This is a genomic window from Methylovulum miyakonense HT12, assembly GCF_000384075.1.
Lineage (GTDB): Bacteria > Pseudomonadota > Gammaproteobacteria > Methylococcales > Methylomonadaceae > Methylovulum > Methylovulum miyakonense.
In genome coordinates this window covers 1427419-1446682 of the sequence record NZ_KB913025.1, presented here as the reverse complement: position 1 = coordinate 1446682, position 19264 = coordinate 1427419, and the positions used below count along the sequence as shown (strand labels likewise).

General features: G+C 50.9%; 21 protein-coding genes. 18 read left to right on the top strand and 3 right to left on the bottom strand.

Annotation, left to right across the window (positions count from 1 at the left end; translation table 11 throughout):
* Positions 1-16: 16 nt before the first annotated feature.
* Together METMI_RS0107510 and epmB are read right to left on the bottom strand one after the other, a co-directional pair.
* A complete protein-coding gene (locus METMI_RS0107510) occupies positions 17-325 on the bottom strand; it encodes a ComEA family DNA-binding protein (RefSeq protein WP_019865664.1) in 309 nt (102 codons plus the stop codon).
* 267 nt (positions 326-592) lie between these two features.
* Positions 593-1612, bottom strand: a complete 1020-nt coding sequence (epmB, locus tag METMI_RS0107505; RefSeq protein ID WP_019865663.1) for an EF-P beta-lysylation protein EpmB — start codon at positions 1610-1612, stop codon at positions 593-595.
* Between the two features lie 96 nt (positions 1613-1708).
* Between epmB and efp the strand changes: the two genes are divergently transcribed.
* From efp to rnhB, 7 genes are all read left to right on the top strand, one after another.
* Positions 1709-2278, top strand: a complete 570-nt coding sequence (gene efp / locus METMI_RS0107500; RefSeq protein WP_019865662.1) for an elongation factor P — start codon at positions 1709-1711, stop codon at positions 2276-2278.
* Positions 2279-3256: an EF-P lysine aminoacylase EpmA gene (gene epmA, locus METMI_RS0107495; RefSeq protein WP_019865661.1), complete on the top strand. Its 978-nt coding sequence runs from the start codon at positions 2279-2281 to the stop codon at positions 3254-3256.
* Between the two features lie 78 nt (positions 3257-3334).
* The gene (gene bamA, locus METMI_RS0107490) at positions 3335-5650 is read left to right on the top strand and encodes an outer membrane protein assembly factor BamA (protein WP_019865660.1); all 2316 of its coding nucleotides are present in this window, start codon (positions 3335-3337) and stop codon (positions 5648-5650) included.
* 97 nt (positions 5651-5747) lie between these two features.
* Positions 5748-6254 (top strand): OmpH family outer membrane protein, encoded by a 507-nt coding sequence (locus METMI_RS0107485; protein WP_019865659.1) that lies wholly within the window; start codon positions 5748-5750, stop codon positions 6252-6254.
* A 50-nt stretch (positions 6255-6304) separates the two neighbouring features.
* Complete coding sequence (fabZ, locus tag METMI_RS0107480) at positions 6305-6748, top strand: 3-hydroxyacyl-ACP dehydratase FabZ (RefSeq protein WP_019865658.1); 444 nt, start codon at positions 6305-6307, stop codon at positions 6746-6748.
* Between the two features lie 2 nt (positions 6749-6750).
* Positions 6751-7521, top strand: a complete 771-nt coding sequence (lpxA, locus tag METMI_RS0107475) for an acyl-ACP--UDP-N-acetylglucosamine O-acyltransferase (protein ID WP_019865657.1) — start codon at positions 6751-6753, stop codon at positions 7519-7521.
* Between the two features lie 5 nt (positions 7522-7526).
* Entirely contained in the window at positions 7527-8120 is a 594-nt protein-coding gene (gene rnhB / locus METMI_RS0107470; RefSeq protein WP_019865656.1) for a ribonuclease HII, read from the top strand.
* Here rnhB and METMI_RS0107465 read toward each other — a convergent pair.
* Positions 8103-9095: a serine/threonine protein kinase gene (locus METMI_RS0107465; RefSeq protein ID WP_040572961.1), complete on the bottom strand. Its 993-nt coding sequence runs from the start codon at positions 9093-9095 to the stop codon at positions 8103-8105. The two genes, rnhB and METMI_RS0107465, sit on opposite strands and share 18 nt — an antisense overlap.
* Before the next feature lie 305 nt (positions 9096-9400).
* On the opposite strand from METMI_RS0107465, the gene METMI_RS0107460 reads away from it, so the two are divergent.
* From METMI_RS0107460 to secF, 11 genes are all read left to right on the top strand, one after another.
* Positions 9401-10708, top strand: coding sequence for an NAD(P)/FAD-dependent oxidoreductase (locus METMI_RS0107460; RefSeq protein ID WP_019865654.1), 1308 nt, complete (start codon positions 9401-9403; stop codon positions 10706-10708).
* A 32-nt stretch (positions 10709-10740) separates the two neighbouring features.
* Positions 10741-11274 carry a YcxB family protein gene (locus METMI_RS0107455; RefSeq protein ID WP_019865653.1) on the top strand — a complete coding sequence of 178 codons (534 nt, stop codon included), beginning with the start codon at positions 10741-10743 and terminating at the stop codon, positions 11272-11274.
* 220 nt (positions 11275-11494) lie between these two features.
* A complete protein-coding gene (locus tag METMI_RS0107445; protein ID WP_019865651.1) occupies positions 11495-12649 on the top strand; it encodes an MFS transporter in 1155 nt (384 codons plus the stop codon).
* A 116-nt stretch (positions 12650-12765) separates the two neighbouring features.
* Complete coding sequence (locus METMI_RS0107440) at positions 12766-13383, top strand: MotA/TolQ/ExbB proton channel family protein (protein WP_019865650.1); 618 nt, start codon at positions 12766-12768, stop codon at positions 13381-13383.
* Positions 13380-13817, top strand: coding sequence for an ExbD/TolR family protein (locus METMI_RS0107435; protein WP_019865649.1), 438 nt, complete (start codon positions 13380-13382; stop codon positions 13815-13817). Before METMI_RS0107440 ends, METMI_RS0107435 begins: the two co-directional genes overlap by 4 nt.
* On the top strand, positions 13814-14812 hold the full coding sequence (gene lpxK / locus METMI_RS0107430) for a tetraacyldisaccharide 4'-kinase (protein ID WP_019865648.1): 999 nt from the start codon (positions 13814-13816) through the stop codon (positions 14810-14812). The genes METMI_RS0107435 and lpxK overlap by 4 nt, the downstream gene beginning before the upstream one ends.
* A complete protein-coding gene (locus METMI_RS0107425; RefSeq protein ID WP_019865647.1) occupies positions 14802-14996 on the top strand; it encodes a Trm112 family protein in 195 nt (64 codons plus the stop codon). Before lpxK ends, METMI_RS0107425 begins: the two co-directional genes overlap by 11 nt.
* On the top strand, positions 14993-15766 hold the full coding sequence (gene kdsB / locus METMI_RS0107420; RefSeq protein ID WP_019865646.1) for a 3-deoxy-manno-octulosonate cytidylyltransferase: 774 nt from the start codon (positions 14993-14995) through the stop codon (positions 15764-15766). The genes METMI_RS0107425 and kdsB overlap by 4 nt, the downstream gene beginning before the upstream one ends.
* Positions 15767-15942: 176 nt before the next feature.
* Positions 15943-16299 (top strand): preprotein translocase subunit YajC, encoded by a 357-nt coding sequence (gene yajC / locus METMI_RS0107415; RefSeq protein WP_019865645.1) that lies wholly within the window; start codon positions 15943-15945, stop codon positions 16297-16299.
* Positions 16300-16366: 67 nt separating this feature from the next.
* Positions 16367-18214 carry a protein translocase subunit SecD gene (secD, locus tag METMI_RS0107410; protein WP_019865644.1) on the top strand — a complete coding sequence of 616 codons (1848 nt, stop codon included), beginning with the start codon at positions 16367-16369 and terminating at the stop codon, positions 18212-18214.
* Between the two features lie 104 nt (positions 18215-18318).
* Positions 18319-19242: a protein translocase subunit SecF gene (gene secF / locus METMI_RS0107405; RefSeq protein WP_019865643.1), complete on the top strand. Its 924-nt coding sequence runs from the start codon at positions 18319-18321 to the stop codon at positions 19240-19242.
* The last annotated feature ends 22 nt before the right edge of the window (positions 19243-19264 follow it).

Below are 19264 nucleotides of genomic sequence, written 5' to 3'. Positions count from 1 at the left end.
CCCTTCCCTCTCCCCATTACTTGGTTTTCTTTTCTGATGCCGGTTTTGGCGGTACTGCCGCCGCGTCACCTAACAAAAGGTCCGCTTTGTTTTTTTCTATCGTTTTCTCGCCGATACCAGGCACATCCGCAAGCTCTTCAATGGTTTTGAACGGGCCTTTTTCAGTGCGGTATTTGACAATCGCCTCGGCCTTCTTCAAGCCTATGTTCGTTAGGGCATCTGCGATGGTTTTGGCATCAGCCGTGTTGATATTGACTGGTGCGGCAAACACCTGCAACGTAAAAGACATTAAACCCAACAAGGACAGCATGATCAGCTTTTTCATATTTCCTCCAATTGTGAATAAATTTAAGGACAAGCCTTAGGACGGGTGGGAATAGCCAAGATGGCCCAAACGTGCGGCCTCATCTGCCACCCGACCTAAAGTCTAGCCCCAGTCCCTTTTATTACAATCACGAAGGAATGGTAATATGTACATTGACAAAACCGTGGGCATTCGATAGAGGCCTACGCTAGCCCGGCTAATATAGGCGACCCCAGTTCCATGTTGCCGACTAAAAACCTGCTTGTTTGCAACACCAAAAGCCATTGGTCACACCAAATCACTGGCATAAATTTTATAAGCCGCCCCGGCCTGCTCCTTCACCAACTTTGGCACGAGATAACCCGGCAAGGTGGCCTGGACTTCACGCATGATACTCAAGGCTTCTGCCAAGCCCACTTCAAAATGGCCGGCACCTTGCGCCTTATCCAATAAATGCAGGTAATACGGGGTCACCCCATGCCTAAAGAGACGTTCGCTAAGCCCGCACAGCACCCCGGCTTCGTCATTGACACCTTTAAGCAAAACGGCTTGGTTAAATACGGCGATGCCGGTTTTTTTCAACCGGGCCAGTGCAGCCGCCACGCGCGGGTTCAGTTCATTGGCATGGTTGCAATGCACCACCATGACGATGGTTTTGCCGCTGCTTGCCAAAATGGCCAATAACTCATCGGTGATGCGTGCAGGCAAGACAATGGGCAAGCGGCTATGGATGCGGATGCGTTCAACATGGCCAATTTGGTTGAGTTGTTGGATCAGCCCGGCCAATTGGCTGTCGTTTAACATCAAAGGGTCACCGCCGCTTAAAATGACCTCAGTGATGCTGGGGTCGGCATTGATATAGTTAAGCGCGGCCTGTTGCTTTTGCCGGCTTAATTGCATGTCCGCGTAGGGGAAGTTCCGCCGGAAGCAATAGCGGCAATTGATTGCGCAAGTGCCGGTGTTGATTAACAATACCCTACCGTGGTATTTATGCAGCACGCCGATTTCGGCAACGGCAGGCAAGTCACCGACCGGGTCATCGCCAAAGCCAGGGATATTGAGCAATTCATCGGCGATGGGCAGCACTTGCCGCAATAAGGGGTCGTGGGGATTGCCTTTTTCGATGCTGGCGGCAAAACTTAACGGGACTTTCAGGGCAAATTTTTGGCTTGCCGCAACGGCAATGGGCAGCCCGTCCATTGATAGGTGCAGATACCCGCACAGGTCATCAAGCCGGGTGAATGCCCCGGCCAATTGTTGTTGCCAGTTAAGGGAAAAATGCTCGGTTTCATAGGATTCTTCGGTCATAGCCAAGGTATTAAAAGTTTCTCTGGAAGGTTGCCTCCATTATAATGGTCGGCTTTTATTTATTGTGTCTAATTATTGTACATACTTGAGGATAAAATGGCTGTTTATAGCACTAGTGAGTTTAGGTCCGGGCTGAAAGTCATGATCGACAATGATCCTTGCGCGATCATTGAAAATGAGTTTGTCAAACCCGGCAAAGGCCAAGCGTTTAACCGCGTTAAAATCAGGAACCTGAAAACAGGCCGCGTAATCGAGCGCACGTTCAAATCCGGCGAATCCCTAGAAGGGGCGGACGTTGTCGATGTGGAAATGCAGTACCTTTACAATGACGGTGAATTCCGCCATTTTATGGTCCAAGACACTTTTGAGCAGTACCAAGCCGACCCTAAAATTGTCGGTGACGCCGCCTTATGGCTGAAAGACCAGGATTTTTGCTTTGTCACTTTGTGGAATGACGCGCCATTGGCGGTCACGCCCGCCAATTTTGTCGAACTGGAAATTATCGAAACCGATCCGGGTGTCCGTGGCGATACCTCTGGCGGCGGCGGCAAACCGGCAAAATTGACTACAGGCGCGGTGGTCAGGGTGCCTTTATTTGTCCAACAGGGCGAAACCATTAAAGTTGACACCCGTACTGGCGAATATATTTCCCGCGTCAAAGAATAAGTGCAGGAAGACTGGCAACCCAGCTGTAACCTGGAATTTTTGCGCCTAAGGGCGCAGCTGGTGCATGGCATCCGGTGTTTTTTCTTGGAGCGGGGAGTGCTTGAAGTGGAAACGCCTTTGCTTGGCCACGGCATTGGCACCGACCCGCAATTGGCATTTTTTACAACCGAGTATTGCAGCTTACCGCTGCAACAGCGGCTTTTCTTGCAAACTTCCCCTGAATTTGCCATGAAGCGCTTGCTGGCGGCAGGTAGCGGTTCCATTTACCAAATTTGTAAAGCCTTCAGGAATGGCGAATCAGGGCGCTTCCATAACCCTGAATTTACGTTACTAGAATGGTATCGGGTCGGCTTCACCTTGCCAGAGCTGATGGATGAAGTGGATGAATTATTTGCCACGCTAGTTGCCGGACATCAACTGCAAGCGGCACAACGGATCAGTTATCAGGCCGTTTTTCACCAATATACCGGCTTAAACCCTTTACAGTTCTGTCATCAGGATTATTGTGCTTATGCGATGGCGAACGGCCTACCGGAAGCCGTGGCGCTGTGCGGCGAAAACCACCTGTTATGGCTGGATGTCATTTTCAGCCATAAAATCCAGCCCCAGTTAGGTGCCAACGGCCTGTGCATGGTTTACGGGTATCCCGCTTGCCAGCCCTCATTGGCAAGGGCCAGCGCAAACAACCCGCACACGGTTGACCGCGTGGAATTGTTTATGAACGGCATTGAGTTGGGCAATGGCTACTACGAATTGGCCGATGCCGCCGAACAGGAACGGCGCTTCAATAAGGAAATCCAGATACGCCAGGAACAAAACTTGGCTCCGGTCATCAAAGACCGACGTTTATTGGCCGCCTTAGTTTCGGGTTTGCCAGATTGTGCCGGTATCGCCATCGGTTTGGACCGGCTGCTCATGGTGTTGGGGCCGGCGGCCACCATCAATGAAACCCTTAGTTTCGCGATAGACAGGGCATAAGGCGGTTTCAATTGTTACTGTGTTATAATCCGACCCCATCTATCTTCAAATAATGATGTTTTACTTTTAGCTGTTGACATGAAATTAAATACTTTTTCTCGCTGGTTATTGCTAGGCTTGCTTGTATCCCAGGCGGTTAAAAGTGATGGTGAATTCATCGTCAGTGACATTAAGGTCAACGGCTTGCAACGCATCTCTCTCGGGACGGTTTATAACTATTTGCCCGTCAATGTCGGTGAAAGGTTTTCCCAGGAAAAAGTCGCCCCGGCCATCCGGGCCCTGTTCAAAACAGGTTTTTTCAAAGACATCTCTTTGGAACAAGTAGGCTCGACGCTGGTTGTAAACGTTGTTGAACGGCCATCAATAGCGAAAATCGTTTTTGAAGGTAATAAGGATTTGTCCAAAGATGACCTGAAAAAAGCCCTAGATAAAATAGGCTTGTCGGAAGGTAAGATTTTTGACCGGCAAGTGCTGGATAAAGTCGAACAAGAGTTAAACCGCCAATATCTGAGCCACGGCAAGTACGGCTTAAAGATCAAAACGGAAGTCAGCCCCTTGACCCGTAACCGGGTGGGTGTCCACATCAACATTTCCGAAGGCAAGGTTGCCAAAATCCAGCAGATCAATATCGTGGGCAACCAGGCTTTTGATGACAAAACCCTGTTGGACACCATTGAGCTAAGCACCTCCAACCTGTTATCGTTTTACACCAAGGACGACCAGTATTCCAAACAAAAACTCGCCGCCGACCTGGAAACGCTCCGTTCTTATTATCTCGACCGCGGCTACATCAATTTCGCGATTGAATCGACACAAGTCGCCATTACCCCTGATAAAAAAGGCATTTATATCACTATCAACGTCAAGGAAGGCGACGTTTACAGCCTGGAAAAAGTCAAGCTGGCCGGGAATTTAGTGGCCCCTCCCGATGAACTGGTCAAATTGGTCAGTATCGGCCCCGGTGAGATTTTTTCCAGAAAAAGCGCCACTGAAACCTCCAAGGCCATTTCTGACCGCCTAGGCAACGATGGCTATGCGTTTGCCAACGTCAATATGGTGCCGGAAATCAACGAAGCCAAAAAAACCGTTGAAATGACCTTTTTCGTCGATCCTGGCAAACGCGCCTATGTCCACCAGATCAATATGAGCGGCAACACCAAAACCCGTGACGAGGTGTTACGCCGTGAAATGCGGCAAATGGAGTCAAGCTGGGCCTCCAGCGCCAAAATTGAGCGCTCCAAAACACGGCTTGAACGGTTAGGGTATTTTGAATCGGTTAATGTGGAAACGCCACCAGTGGTCGGCACCAATGACCAGATCGACGTCAAATACTCCGTCGTTGAAAAAGCCTCCGGCAACCTTTCCGCAGGCATTGGCTTTTCACAAGTGCAAGGCATTGTTTTGAATGCCAATATATCCCAGGATAACGTGTTCGGTTCTGGCAAGCGCATCAATTTGGCATTTAACAACAGCAATTACCTGACCAGTTACCAACTGGGTTTTTTCAACCCTTACTTCACCACTGACGGGGTCAGTGTCGGTTACAACGCAGGCTACACCAAGCGTAATGCCGGGCAAATCAACATCGCCCGGTATTCAACCGAAGTCTTGAATGCCGGCATGGATTTCGGCATCCCATTAAATGAATTTGACCAGGTCCGTTTTGGTTTGGAAGGCAAGCATACGCAATTAAGCGAAACGACCTTGTCGTCCAAGCAAATTGGGGATTTTATAAAAAAAGAAGGCAGCAGCTTTCTGACCATATCCCCAACCTTAAACTGGACGCATGACACCCTCAACCGCGCCATTTTCCCCAGCAGCGGCGGCCAACAACGCTTATCAGGACTGATCACCGTACCTGGTAGCGACCTGGAATATTACAAGGTCAGTTACAAACACCAGCTTTATTTCCCGCTCGCCAAAGATTTCACTTTGCGGGTGCAAGCGGAAGCCGCGTACGGAAGCGGCTATGGCAAATCCAAGGACCTGCCATTTTTTGAAAACTACTATGGTGGCGGTACGGGTTCGGTACGTGGTTTCAGAAACAATACCCTAGGGCCACGGGATTCCAACGGCTTCCCCTTGGGGGGCTCGACCAAACTGATCGGGAATGCCGAACTGTTTTTCCCGGTGCCGTTCTTGTCCGAAGTCAAATCAGTACGTTTGGGCACTTTTATGGATGCCGGGACTATTTCCAACGGGTTTAATGTGGACAACCTAAAATATGCCGCCGGTTTGTCGGGCGAATGGTTATCCCCATTTGGCGCCTTATCCATAAGCGTGGCCCAACCTTTAAATGTAGGTGACACAACGTACATCAACAATGATGGCAATCCTGTTGTGATAAAAGACCAAAGCCAATTGTTCCAATTCAACTTCGGCCAGAATTTCTAGCCGGACACCTTTTGGTTTGCCTCCCTTATCCCCTATAATCTAAGCACCTTCCAGTAACAGAATTTACTATTTATTTAATTTGGAGATTGATTTAACAATGAAAAACAAAATTGGATTATTTTTAGGCATGTTGCTGGCTGCGAACGCCACTGCAAGCTTTGCCGATTTGAAAATCGGTTTCGTCAACATACCCGCCGTACTTGAGAAAGCCCCGCAGGCAGAAAAAGCCAAAAAGCGCCTGGAACAAGAGTTTTCACCACGCGACAGGCAATTGGTTTCCCAGCAAAAAGAGATCCAATCTAAAGAAGAGCGTATGACCAGAGATGGCAGCGTCATGGGTGATGCCGAACGTTCCAATCTGGAAAAGGACATCATCAATAAAAAACGCGATGCGAAACGCTCGCAGCAAGAATTCAGCGAAGACTTCAACGCCCGCAGGAATGAAGAACTCGGCAAATTACAACGCCGGATTGTGGAAGCCATCCGCGCCATCGCCAAAGACCAAAACTTTGATCTGTTGCTCACCGACGGGGTTATCTACGCGAGTGAAAAAATTGATGTGACCGCCCAAGTCCAACAAAAACTCGCCGCTATGCCTGAATAATTCAGCTATCGTCCGCATTTGCTCACTAACCCTAGATAAAGCACCTTACTATGTCTATCAAATTAGATATTTTACAAATACAAGAATTTTTACCACACCGCTACCCTTTTTTGCTGGTTGATAAGGTGGTCGAGTGTAAACCTGGGGTTAGCTTGACCGGCATAAAAAACGTCACTTATAACGAACCTTTTTTTCAGGGGCATTTTCCACAAAAACCGATTATGCCGGGGGTTCTGATCCTCGAAGCCCTGGCACAAGCGACCGGATTATTGGCTTCAGAAACGGCTGGCGACGAACTGGGCGGCATGATTTATTATCTGGTCGGTATTGATAAGGCCAAATTCAAACGCCCGGTAGTCCCCGGAGACCAATTGATGCTGAAAGTTAATTTTGTTAAAAGCAAGCGTAACATTTGGGCTTTTGAATGCGTCGCCGAAGTTGACGGTGAATTTGTCGCCAGCGCGGAAATCCGCTGTGCGGCTGTGGTGGATTAATTTTGATACATCCTACTGCAATCATCGATAGCGACGCAGAATTGGCTGAAGGCGTTTCAGTGGGCGCCTATTCGGTAATTGGCGCCGGCGTGAAAATTGGCGCCGGCACGGTTATAAGCTCCCATGTCGTGATCAAAGGCTACACTTCGATAGGGGAAGATAACCGTATCTATCAGTTTTCATCCATTGGCGAAGACCCGCAAGACAAGAAATATGCCGCAGAAGTCACCCGCCTGGAAATTGGTGATAGGAACACCATCCGTGAATTCACGTCCATGCACAGGGGGACCAAACAGGATCACAGCCTTACCCTTATTGGCAGCGACAACCTGTTTATGGCCTATACCCACGTCGCCCATGATTGTGTGATCGGTGACCATGTCATCATGGCGAACGGCGCCTCATTGGCCGGACATGTCCGCTTGAACAGCCATGCCATTTTGGGTGGTTTCACACTGGTGCACCAATTCACCCAGATAGGGCAATACAGTTTTGCCGCAATGGGCAGCGCCATCACCCAAGACATCCCGCCTTTTATCATGGTTGGCGGCAAACCTACCCAACCGCATGGCATCAACTCGGTAGGCATGGAACGTAACGGCATCTCGGCAGAAGACATCCGCCTAATCAGGAAAGCCTATAAACTCATCTACAAAATGAACTTGCGCCTGGAAGACGCCATAGAACAGATGGAAGACATGGCAGGCGACAGCAAGCAAGTCTCTGATATGGTAAGCTTTTTGCGCAACGTATCGCGCGGCATCCTGCGCTAGCCCGTTTGCAACCAAACGATAGCGGCCGGCTGATAGCCGGAGTGGACGAAGCAGGCCGCGGCCCTTTAGCCGGCCCCGTGTTCGCCGCCGCCGTCATCCTCGACCCCCAAAAACCGATACTTGGGCTGGCCGATTCGAAAACGCTAAGCGCCAGCAAACGCGAAAGCCTTGCCGCACTGGTCAAGCAAAACGCCCTCAGTTGGTTTATCGCCTCCGCCAGCGTCGAAGAAATAGACGCGCTGAACATTTTGCAAGCCACATTGCTAGCCATGCAACGCGCCGTGGATGGCCTATCCCTGCAACCAAATGAAGTCCTTGTGGATGGTAACCGGTTGCCCAAACTGACGATGCCCGCCCAAGCCATAGTCAAAGGCGACAGCAAAATACAGGCTATCAGCGCCGCCTCCATACTCGCCAAAGTCGAGCGGGACAAGCTTATGGACAGCTACCACCAGCTTTATCCCGATTATGCCTTCCATCAACATAAAGGCTACGGCACTGCGCAACATCTGGCTGAAATACAACAGTCCGGTTTCCTCGACATCCACCGGAAAACCTTCAACCCCCTAAAAACATGGCTGCTACAGGCTAACGCCTAATGGCGGTTCCGCCATTAAGGCGATTTGTTCACGCAATTCGACAATACGGTCTTGCCAATAACGCGGCATCGTAAACCACGGGAATGCCGCCGGAAACGCCGGATCGTCCCAGCGTTTGGCAATCCATGCGGAATAATGGATTAGCCGCAAGGTGCGGAGCGCTTCAATCAAGTGCAATTCACGATGGTCGAAATCAAAAAAAGTTTGGTAACCCGCCAGCAAATGGCGCAACTGCACCGTCATCTCTTCCCGCCCACCGGACAGCAACATCCACAAATCCTGTACCGCCGGCCCGCTCCGGCTATCGTCAAAATCCACAAAATGCGGCCCGTCATCCGTCCACAGGATGTTTCCTGGATAACAATCCCCGTGCAACCGTATCTGCCTGACTTGGCCGGCACGGACAAAACATTCCCGGACACTGTCCAACGCCTGCCCGCTGATTTCCTGATACGCATTGACGAACTCACCGGGCAGGCAATTATTGGCCAACAGATAGGTTCGTGGCTCCTCGCCAAAGCTATTGATGTCAAGTGCGGGACGGTTTTTAAATGGCTGCAAGGCGCCAGTCGCATGTATCCTGCCCAGCAACCTCCCCATCCATTCCAATTTTATCCTGCCTTCCAACTCAGGCACCCGTCCGCCTTGTTTTGGAAACACGGTAAAACGGAAACCCTCAATATGATGCAGGCTATTGTCCCCCGCAAATGCCAACGCTGGCACAACGGGCAATTCCGCTTGGGACAATTCCTGAACAAAGGCGTGCTCTTCCAAAATGGCCGCGTCCGTCCAGCGTCCGGGGCGGTAAAACTTGACCACCAACGCCGGTGAGCCGGTAATCCCCACCTGATAAACACGGTTTTCATAACTATTGAGCGCCAACATCCGCCCGTCGCAAGACAAACCGAGGGCATCCAATGCGTTGAGGATAATGTCGGGGGTTAATGCGGAAAAGGGGGCAAGCTGTGTGTTCATGGCACCTATGACATTCATATTGGATTGGTTTAAACCACCAGTGGCAGCGGGCGAGTTATACCATGCCCAGGCCAGAACACAATGGCTATCGTTTTTTTAAAGATACGCCAAGAGTTTGCCAAATGCCGCCTGCACATTATTGGGGATAGCCAATGCCTGGCTCATGGCCGATTATCGTGCAAGGGCGTTGTTTTGCTGAAAATTCGTAGCCATAAGCAAATAAACTACCCGTAAATTCAGTCAGCAGAGGATGGATTCGCTATAATGCTAGCCGTAGATAATCACATTTATTGGGGGATAGGGTTATGGCGGATGAAATCATTGCCAAACATAAAGTCGTCATTGTCGGTGGCGGTGCAGCAGGTCTTGAACTGGCGACCACATTAGGTTGCAAATTAGGCAAAAAAGGGCTGGCGGAAATCACCTTGATTGATGCCACGACCACGCATATCTGGAAGCCTTTGCTGCATGAAGTGGCGGCCGGGACTTTAGACGAATCGGAACAGGTGGAGTATATGGCGCAAGCGCACCGTAACCATTTCCGCTTCCGGCTGGGCAAAATGGAAGGCCTTGACCGCGCCAACCGGGAAATTTACGTGAGCCCGACTGTCAATGACAAAGGCGAAGAGCTGATCCCGCGCCGCACTTTTGCTTACGATACGTTGGTCATGTCCGTCGGCAGTGTCAGCAATACCTTCAACATCAAAGGCGTGGCAGAACACTGCCTGTTTCTGGACACCACCTCGCAAGCATTTAAGTTCCAAAAGCAACTGTTCGAGACCTACATCAAAAATTACATCGGCAAAGACCCGGCGATGGTCAAGCCCTTGTCCATCGCCATCGTCGGTGCTGGCGCAACTGGAGTGGAACTGGCGGCGCAATTGCACGAAGTGACCAATGTCCTGGCGATTTACGGGCTGAACGAAACCAGCAACGTCAAACTGACCATCATCGAGGCCGCCACACGCCTGCTGCCAGCTTTGCCTGACAAGCTGGCGTTGGCGACCCAACAACAATTGGTCAAGCTCGGTGTAGACCTGAAATTGGGCAGGCGCGTCACCGAAGTCACGCCGGAAGGCATCACCACGCACGATGGCGAATTCATCGAAGCCAATATCAAAGTATGGGCGGCGGGCATTAAAGCCCCGGATTGGATAAAGGGCTTGGATGGCTTAGAGACCAACCACATCAACCAGCTGGTGGTCGACAGCACCTTAAAGACCAGCGATGATGACATTTTTGCGATGGGCGACTGTGCCGCCTGTGCGTGGGCAGGCCACACTGGCAACGTGCCGCCCCGAGCCCAAGCCGCGCACCAACAGGCCACCGCCGTGGGCAAATCCATCATCAACCGCTTGCAAGGCGGCAAACCTGTGGAATTTGTCTATTACGATTATGGCTCCTTGGTGTCATTGGGCAAATACACCACGGTCGGCAATTTGATGGGCAACCTGATGGGGACGGTCAGCATTGGTGGCTTCATCGCCAAAATCGTCTATTTGTCCCTGTATAAAATGCACCAAATCGCCATCCACGGCTACTTCCGCACCGCCATGTTGACGCTGTCCAACGCCTTTAGACGCAGCGTCTACATCAAAATAAAAATGCACTAAACCCTTTTAATAACAACGACAAAAATAACAATATGTTTGAAATTGAATATGAGTTCCGCGAACAAGACCTGATCCATTTTAACGAATTGCAGTTCGCTAAAAATGACGAGATCCAACACAATATCAAAAAGAACCGGATTGTTGTGCCAGGGGTGATTTTTTTGATCGGTTTTTTTTACTATTTTTACTATAACGACGTGCAAACCACCGCTTATGTACTGGTGATCGCACTGTTGTGGGCTTTGCTGTCGCCTAAGATCATGATGCTGGACTTGCACCGGCAAATCTTGAAAAGCTACACGCCAAAAGAAAAAAACGACATGTTCGGCAAGTACACCTTGACAATAGACCCTGCCAACCCCAAATACCTGCTGGAAAAATCACCTAGTGGCAAAAACAAAATGGCCTGGAACGAATTGCTCCGGGTCGAATATGGCAAACGCTATGTCTACCTTTACCTTAACCTGACCACCGCATTGGTGATTCCGGTGGAAACGGTGAGCAAAGGCAATCTTGAGGAATTTGCCGAACAGGCTGAGAAGATGATTGAGCGGTTTGGTGGGTAAAATCCTGCCGCCTGTGATCCAAAGCCAAACAAAGCAAGTCGGGCTAGATGAAGATAAGCGTCCGGGCTTCCTTGATCCAGCCCTTAGGCCGGGATGCCACAAGAAATCCCGGCCTATCCCTGCTTGCCCTGCCCTAAAAACCCAAAGCCTTGCCGGGCTTTTTTAAAGCCGGCCCTTACAAAAAGACAACCCTTGCCGTACCACGCCACCTAAATTCCCCATGCCTATCCCCTACTGGCGGCTTTCAAGCTTTTACTGGTTTTATTTCGCCGCAATCGGCGCTTTTATCCCCTATTGGGGGCTATATCTTAAAAACGCAGGGTTTGACACCGTGCAAATTGGCGAGCTTTCGGCGGTGCTGGTGGCTTGCAAAATTGTCGCGCCGAATAGCTTAGGCTGGATTGCCGACCACACGGGCAAGAGCTTGCCGATTGTCCGCCTCGCCTCGTTCCTGGCCGTGCTGGGCTTTTGCGGTTTTTTATACGCCCGCAGTTATTGGGAATACGTTTCCGCAACGCTGATGTTCAGTTTTTTCTGGAGCACCGCCTTACCCCAGTTTGAAGCGGTGACATTGGCGCATTTGAAAACCGACGCGCACCGTTATAGCCAAATCCGGCTCTGGGGTTCGGTGGGGTTTATCGTCGCCGTATTGTCCGTAGGTTGGCTGATCGACAGGCAACCGATGGCGATATTGCCCGCCATCATGATCCTGCTCTTGCTGGGCATTAGTGTGGCGGCATTAAGCGTCCCCGAAGCGCGGGCCATTAGCCATGGCGCGGAACCGTTAAAGCTTTGGCGCATCCTGAAAAAACCCGAAGTCATCGCGTTTTTTACCGTCTGCATGTTATTGCAAACTGCCCATTCGCCTTATTATGTGTTTTATTCCATCGTCCTGAAACAACACCACTACCCTTCGACGATGATCGGCGGCCTGTGGGCCTTAGGCGTGATGTCCGAAATTGTGCTGTTCATTTTTATGCGCCGCTTGTTGGCACGGTTCCCGTTACGGGCATTGCTGCTGGCCAGCATCATCCTGGCCATCGTACGTTGGCTGCTGATCGCCTATCTCGCCGATTCCACCCTGTGGCTGCTGCTCGCACAATTGCTGCACGCAATGACCTTCGGCGGGACGCATGTCGCGTCCATCCATTTGGTGCACCGCTATTTCGGCAGCCAACACCAAGGCAAAGGCCAGGCCTTGTACAACAGCTTCAGCGCAGGCGTCGGCGGCATGGTTGGCAGCTATGCCAGCGGCTATTATTTTGACGCTATCGGAGCCACCGGGATTTACACCGCCGCCGCGTTTTGTTGCGCATTGGCCTTGCTGATTGCTTATATTTGGATAGGCAGGGATGATGGTAAAATATCGCCCTAAATCGAGGATAAAACGCTGGTTTTGTGGCAAAAACCCTAATAATGCCTATGCTTCCCGTATTGACCCCAAAAAAACCGGTTTTCAAGAATGTTAACCTTCACCTATCAGGACATCCCGTGTTTGAAATTATAAAAAGCGGTGGCTGGTTGATGCTGCCTCTCATTTTGTGCTCCATCATCGCCACGGCGATCATTGCCGAACGTTTCTGGTCATTACAGAGAAAGAAAGTGCTGCCCCCTGAATTGGTGCCGCAAGTTTGGCGTGTGGCGCGTGAAAAAAAGCTCGATGATTCCATTTTGTACCGTTTGAAGCAAAGCTCCTCATTGGGTTTTATTCTCGCGGCCGGGCTTGCCAACAGCCACCATGGGCGTGATGTCATGAAAGAATGCATCGAAGAAGCCGGGCGGCAAGTCGTGCACGATTTGGAACGTTTCCTAAACGCGTTAGGCACTATCGCCTCCATCGCCCCGCTGTTAGGTTTGCTGGGCACGGTGGTCGGGATGATCCAGGCTTTCACGGCCATCGTCAACCAGGGCATTGGTGACCCTACTGTCTTGGCCGCCGGCATTTCTGTGGCTTTGATCACGACCGCCGCCGGTTTGATCGTGGCTATCCCCAGCCTGATTTTCCACCGTTATTTTGAACGGCTGGTTGATGAATATGTCGTCAACATGGAAGCGGAAGCGTTAAAACTCATCGACATCCTACACGGTGACCGTGAGGCAAATGTATGAAATTCCAGCGCAAAAAAAGGCATGTCCCAGAAATTTCCATGACCTCGATGGTCGATGTGGTTTTGCTGTTGCTGTTCTTCTTTATGGTCAGCACCACGTTCAACAAACAAACCCAGGTTAAAATCAAATTGCCCAGCGCCAACGGCCCGGAAGCCGAAACGGAGGCCGACACCATCAGGCTGACCATTGATGCGAATGGCGTTTATTTTCTGGAAGATGCCGATGGCGTGATGCATGAGCTGCTCAACCAAAAGCGGGAAACCTTGTTCCAAGCCCTCCTAAAACGTAATACCAAAGCCGCCGCAACGCCTTTTATCATTGGCGCCGATGGCAAGGCCCCCCACCAATCCGTGATCACCGCCTTAGAGGCGGCGAGCGCCGCCGGATTCAGCCATATTAGCTTCGCCACAGAATCCAAACCCACCGCACCATGAAAAAAGCCCTGACGCGTTGCATCGAAAACATCTGGTACAAAGACCCAATCATCGGCACTTGGCTGATGCCCTTGGGTTTTCTGTTCAGTGACATCGCCCGGTTCCGGGCTTGGCTGTACCGTATGGGCTTATTAAAAACCCATGAACTACCCGTCCCAGTGATTGTCGTGGGCAACATCACGGTTGGCGGCACCGGCAAAACCCCGTTGATTATCTGGCTGGCGCACATGCTAAAAACGGCTGGCTTCCGTCCGGGCATCATCAGCCGTGGTTATGGCGGGCAAGCGCAGGAGCCGCAAACCGTGCAACCAGATAGCCCGGTCGCGCAAGTCGGTGATGAAGCGGTGCTGATCGCCAGGCAATCCGGCTGCCCGTTGGTGGTCGCGCCCAACCGGGTTGCCGCCGCCCGGCATTTGTTGGCGCACAACGATTGCAACATCATTTTGTCGGACGATGGCCTGCAACATTATGCCTTGGGGCGGACTATCGAAATCGCCGTGATTGATGGTGAGCGGCGTTTTGGCAATGGCTATTGCCTGCCCGCCGGGCCTTTGCGGGAGCCTATCCATCGCTTGCAAAGCGTGGATTTTGTCGTCGTCAACGGCGAAAAAGCGGAAGAACATGAACTTTCCATGTCCCTTCGTGGCGATTTGGCAATCAATCTGGACACAGGCGAAAGCAAACCCTTGTCCGAATTTTCCGGCCAAACATGCCATGCCATTGCCGGCATCGGCAACCCCGAACGCTTTTTCAAACAACTGTCCGCCGCCGGTCTGGCCTGTAAAACCCACCGTTTTCCCGACCATTACCAGTACCAAAACAGCGACATTATGTTTGCCGACCATCATCCAGTATTAATGACTGAAAAAGACGCGGTAAAATGCACCGCTTTCGCCACCCCACAGCATTGGTTTGTTCCTGTCCAGGCCTTGCCTGACGCTGATTTTGCCGTGCAACTTTTAAACCTACTCAAGAGCAAAACCCATGATAGATAAAAAATTACTCGATATCCTCGCCTGCCCGATTTGCAAAAGCCCATTGCGCTACAAAAAAGAACAACAGGAATTGATCTGCCGCGCCGACCGTTTAGCGTTCCCAATCCGGGACGATATTCCGGTCATGCTTGAAGATGAAGCCCGCACCTTAAGCCACGAAGAAACCGAAGCCTTATACCAATGAGCCAGCCGTTTAAAGTCGTCATCCCCGCCCGCTACGCGTCCACCCGCTTGCCAGGCAAACCCCTGCTGGACATCGCCGGCCTACCGATGATCGCCCATGTTTGCGCCCGTGCCAGCGAGGCGGGGGCTGAAGAGATCATCGTCGCCACCGACGACGGAAGGATCCTGCAAACCGTGCAGGATCTAGGTTTTACGGCGGTCATGACCCGAGCCGACCACCAAAGCGGCACGGAACGTATCGCCGAAGTCGCCCGGCAATGCGGCTGGGCGGACGGCACGGTCATCGTCAACTTGCAGGGTGACGAGCCGCTGATCCCGCCCGGCTACATCCGCGATGTCGCCACCGCGCTCGCCAGCCAACACCAAGCCGGAATCGCCACGCTCGCCGCCGCAGTCATCGGCCCCGAAGAAATCTTCAACCCCAACGCCGTCAAAGTCGTGCTGGACCAACACGGTTATGCCTTGTATTTCAGCCGCGCCCCTATCCCCTGGGAACGCGGCAGCTTTGCTTCTACTGGCGGCATACCGTCCGGAAAAATGCCTTACCTGCGCCATATCGGCATGTACGCCTACACCGTTGCCTTCTTGCAACGCTATTGTTTATGGCCGGCTTCCGTTTTGGAGACCGTTGAGTCGCTGGAACAACTTAGGATATTGTGGCAAGGCGAAAAGGTACGGGTGCAGGTGGTGGCCCAGACACCGCCAGCCAGTGTGGACACCCCCGAAGATTTGCTGCGTGTCGGGCGTATCTTGTCTGGTGCTGGGGTTTAAAACATTTATGGATCAGGGCGGTAGGCTAGCTTTAATAAAAACTGCCGGGCTAAAGTTGGGCTATTCCAGGGATTAATGGCTTTACCTTATAAATTTTCCAACTAAAAGGAAAACCCGTGCCGACTATGGCATAATGGCAAGATTTTTTATTTAACGCTTAACTATTGAGGACAACCATGAGTTTCTTTATTTCTGACGCATTGGCAGAAGCCGCCCCTGCCGCTGGCCAACCTGGTATTGAAGGGATGCTTTTCCCTTTAGGTATTTTGGTGTTTTTTTACTTTTTATTTTTACGTCCGCAATCAAAGCGCGCAAAAGAAAAAAAGGAAATGCTGGCTACCTTGAAAAAGGGCACAGAAGTGGTCACTTCCGGTGGCATTTTAGGGAAAGTCGTCGATTTTGATGAAAACTTCCTGAAAATTGAAATTTGCGACAACACCTTCATTCAAGTCCAGCGCCAAAGCGTCGAAAACATGATGCCCAAAGGGACTTATAAAGCGGTTGCCAAAAAAACATCCATAATAAAAGAATAAACCGCCTGCTTGACGGCAACACCGCCGGCGACGACTTCCGGCGCGGTTTAATGATTGGAAGGACAAAATGCAAAACAGTTACCCACTTTGGAAAAATGCCTTAATTCTGCTGGCTTTTCTGGTCGCCATTATTTACGCATTACCTAATCTATACGGTGAAGACCCTTCGGTGCAAGTGTCATCAAACCGCGCAACGCCTTTAGCGCAGCCTAAAGCTGACGAAATCCAAAATTTGGTTAAAAGCCTCAATGCACCGGTAAAAGACTTTGAATTCAAAGACGGCCATGTCTTGGTGCGTTTTACCAATACCGATGACCAACTAAAAACCGCCGATTTGCTCAGGGACAAAATGGGCAGTGATTACACGGTGGCGTTAAATTTGGCGCCAACCACACCTGGCTGGTTACGTGCATTGGGTGCCGACGCCATGTACCTAGGCTTGGATTTACGCGGTGGCGTGCACTTCTTGCTGGAAGTGGATATGGACGCCGCGGCAAAACAAGCGGAAGAACGCTATAACGATGATTTGCGCTTGGCCTTAAGGGGTGCGAATTTGCGCTACCAATCCGTTGCCAAAGATAACGGTTTCATCAAAATAAAGCTGAAAACGGCGGATGAAAAACCACAATTGCTGGCCCTGCTGAACAAAGACTTCCATTCACTGGAGGTGACCGAGCCGGAAGCCGCCGATGAAGTGTGGCTAAAAATTTCCGAACGCGAACTGAAAGAAACCAGCAAAAACGCCGTGGCGCAAAACATGACCACCTTGCGCAACCGCGTCAATGAATTGGGCGTCGCCGAACCGGTGATCCAGCAACAAGGTGAAAACCGCATCATGGTGCAATTGCCTGGCGTGCAAGACACGACCCGCGCCAAAGAAATCCTGGGAACCACCGCCACACTGGAATACCGCCTGGTCGATGTCGAGCATGATGTGCAAAAGGCCGTCGAAGGCCATCCGCCCGTCGGCAGCCGTTTGTATTACGAGAAAAATGGCCAGCCCATCTTATTGAACCGCCAAATTATTGTCACTGGCGACCAAATCGTCGACGCCTCTTCCGGTATTGACCAAGACGGCCGGCCTGCGGTGTTCATCTCCTTAAATGGTGTGGGCGCGGCGAAAATGGGCAAGCTGACCCAAGCCAATGTCGGCAAACCGATGGCGGTCGTGTTCATCGAATACAAAGTTGAAACCAAAGTGGTCAACGGCGAGAAAATCCGCCATAAGGAAAAAGTCGAAAAAGTCATTAGTGTCGCGACCATCCAAGGCGTGTTCAGCAAACGCTTCCAAACGACCGGTTTGGACAGCCCACAGGAAGCACGTAACTTGTCCCTGCTGTTAAGGGCGGGCGCGTTGGCGGCTCCGGTGGACATCGTCGAAGAACGCACCGTAGGCCCTAGCCTGGGCCAGGACAATATCGACAAGGGCTTTTTGTCGTTTGTCGTCGGCTTTGTCCTGGTAGTGCTATTCATGGCGGTTTATTACCGCTTGTTCGGACTGATCGCCAATTTCGCGCTGGCGTTTAACGTGGTCATTGTCGTCGCCATTTTATCCATGCTCCAGGCGACCCTGACTTTGCCTGGCATTGCCGGGATCATCCTCACGGTTGGTATGTCGGTTGATGCCAACGTATTGATTTTTGAGCGGGTTAAAGAAGAGATCAGGAACGGCAACTCACCCGCCGCAAGCATCTTCATCGGTTACGAAAAAGCGTTTGCGACCATTTTGGACTCCCATGTCACAAACTTGGTCGTTGCCGTGGTGTTGTTTGCCTTTGGCACCGGCTCGGTCAAGGGTTTCGCTGTGACCTTGATCATCGGTATCCTTTCTTCCATGTTCACCGCAATCACCGGCACCCGGATGGTCATCAACTGGATTTACGGCGACCGTAGGGTTGAAAAGTTGTCCATTTAGGTTTTTTGCAAATACCCGGGGCGGATGAAATGCCCCGGGCCCCTTCGTAGGGAGGGGGTTGCAATCCGACGTGTCCCATTTGGAAAAATTTAAAACATTAAATTATGAAAACAACCAATATAAACTTTATAGGCAACCGCAACATAGCCCTGATTTTTTCGGGGTTGTTGTCAATCATCTCGATTATCACGCTCTCCGTGCAGGGTTTGCAGATGGGCATTGACTTTACTGGCGGCACGCTCATTGAAGTCGGTTACCAAAAGCCTGCGGATTTGACTGTGTTACGCACGACACTTGATGAATCCGGTTTTGCCGATGCGACGGTGCAGAATTTTGGCACGGCCAAAGATGTGCTGATCCGTTTGAAGTTACAAGAAGGTGTGAGCAGTGCCGACTTAAGCACTAAGGTGCTGGAAGCGATCAACAAGCACACCGCTGAACCTGCAAGTTTACGGCGCGTGGAGTTTGTCGGCCCGCAAGTCGGTGACGATTTGGCTCAAGACGGCTTTTTGGCTTTGCTCTATTCAACCATCGGCATTTTGATTTATGTCGCGTGGAGGTTTGAATGGAAATTCTCCTTGGGTGCCGTCATCGCCACCCTGCATGATGTTATTGTCACGCTGGGTGTCTTTTCATTGTTAAAGATGGAATTTGATTTGACGGTATTGGCGGCAGTGTTGGCATTGATTGGTTATTCGCTGAACGACACCATTGTGGTCTATGACCGTATCAGGGAAAATTTTATCTTGATAAGGAATAAAACCACTGAAGAAATGATGAACATTTCTGTAAACGTGACTTTGAGCCGTACCATTATGACTTCGCTGACGGTTATCTTGGTTTTAGTTTCACTGTTCTTCTTAGGCGGCGAAGTGATACATGGTTTTGCTGTGGTGCTGTTGTTCGGGGTATTTTTCGGCACCTACTCATCCATTTTTATCGCCAGCCCGATGGCGTTGATTTTGGGGGTCAGCCCGCAAGACCTGATCCCCGATGTCAAGGAATCCCATCTGGATAATTTGCCGTAAGTTCACGATTAATCACATCCGT

Coding starts and splice junctions, on each gene's coding strand:
- METMI_RS0107510 (WP_019865664.1), bottom strand. CDS start 325: ATGAAAAAGCTGATCATGCTGTCCTTGTTGGGTTTAATGTCTTTTACG.
- epmB (WP_019865663.1), bottom strand. CDS start 1,612: ATGACCGAAGAATCCTATGAAACCGAGCATTTTTCCCTTAACTGGCAA.
- efp (WP_019865662.1), top strand. CDS start 1,709: ATGGCTGTTTATAGCACTAGTGAGTTTAGGTCCGGGCTGAAAGTCATG.
- bamA (WP_019865660.1), top strand. CDS start 3,335: ATGAAATTAAATACTTTTTCTCGCTGGTTATTGCTAGGCTTGCTTGTA.
- METMI_RS0107485 (WP_019865659.1), top strand. CDS start 5,748: ATGAAAAACAAAATTGGATTATTTTTAGGCATGTTGCTGGCTGCGAAC.
- fabZ (WP_019865658.1), top strand. CDS start 6,305: ATGTCTATCAAATTAGATATTTTACAAATACAAGAATTTTTACCACAC.
- METMI_RS0107465 (WP_040572961.1), bottom strand. CDS start 9,095: ATGAACACACAGCTTGCCCCCTTTTCCGCATTAACCCCCGACATTATC.
- METMI_RS0107460 (WP_019865654.1), top strand. CDS start 9,401: ATGGCGGATGAAATCATTGCCAAACATAAAGTCGTCATTGTCGGTGGC.
- METMI_RS0107455 (WP_019865653.1), top strand. CDS start 10,741: ATGTTTGAAATTGAATATGAGTTCCGCGAACAAGACCTGATCCATTTT.
- METMI_RS0107445 (WP_019865651.1), top strand. CDS start 11,495: ATGCCTATCCCCTACTGGCGGCTTTCAAGCTTTTACTGGTTTTATTTC.
- METMI_RS0107435 (WP_019865649.1), top strand. CDS start 13,380: ATGAAATTCCAGCGCAAAAAAAGGCATGTCCCAGAAATTTCCATGACC.
- lpxK (WP_019865648.1), top strand. CDS start 13,814: ATGAAAAAAGCCCTGACGCGTTGCATCGAAAACATCTGGTACAAAGAC.
- METMI_RS0107425 (WP_019865647.1), top strand. CDS start 14,802: ATGATAGATAAAAAATTACTCGATATCCTCGCCTGCCCGATTTGCAAA.
- kdsB (WP_019865646.1), top strand. CDS start 14,993: ATGAGCCAGCCGTTTAAAGTCGTCATCCCCGCCCGCTACGCGTCCACC.
- yajC (WP_019865645.1), top strand. CDS start 15,943: ATGAGTTTCTTTATTTCTGACGCATTGGCAGAAGCCGCCCCTGCCGCT.
- secD (WP_019865644.1), top strand. CDS start 16,367: ATGCAAAACAGTTACCCACTTTGGAAAAATGCCTTAATTCTGCTGGCT.
- secF (WP_019865643.1), top strand. CDS start 18,319: ATGAAAACAACCAATATAAACTTTATAGGCAACCGCAACATAGCCCTG.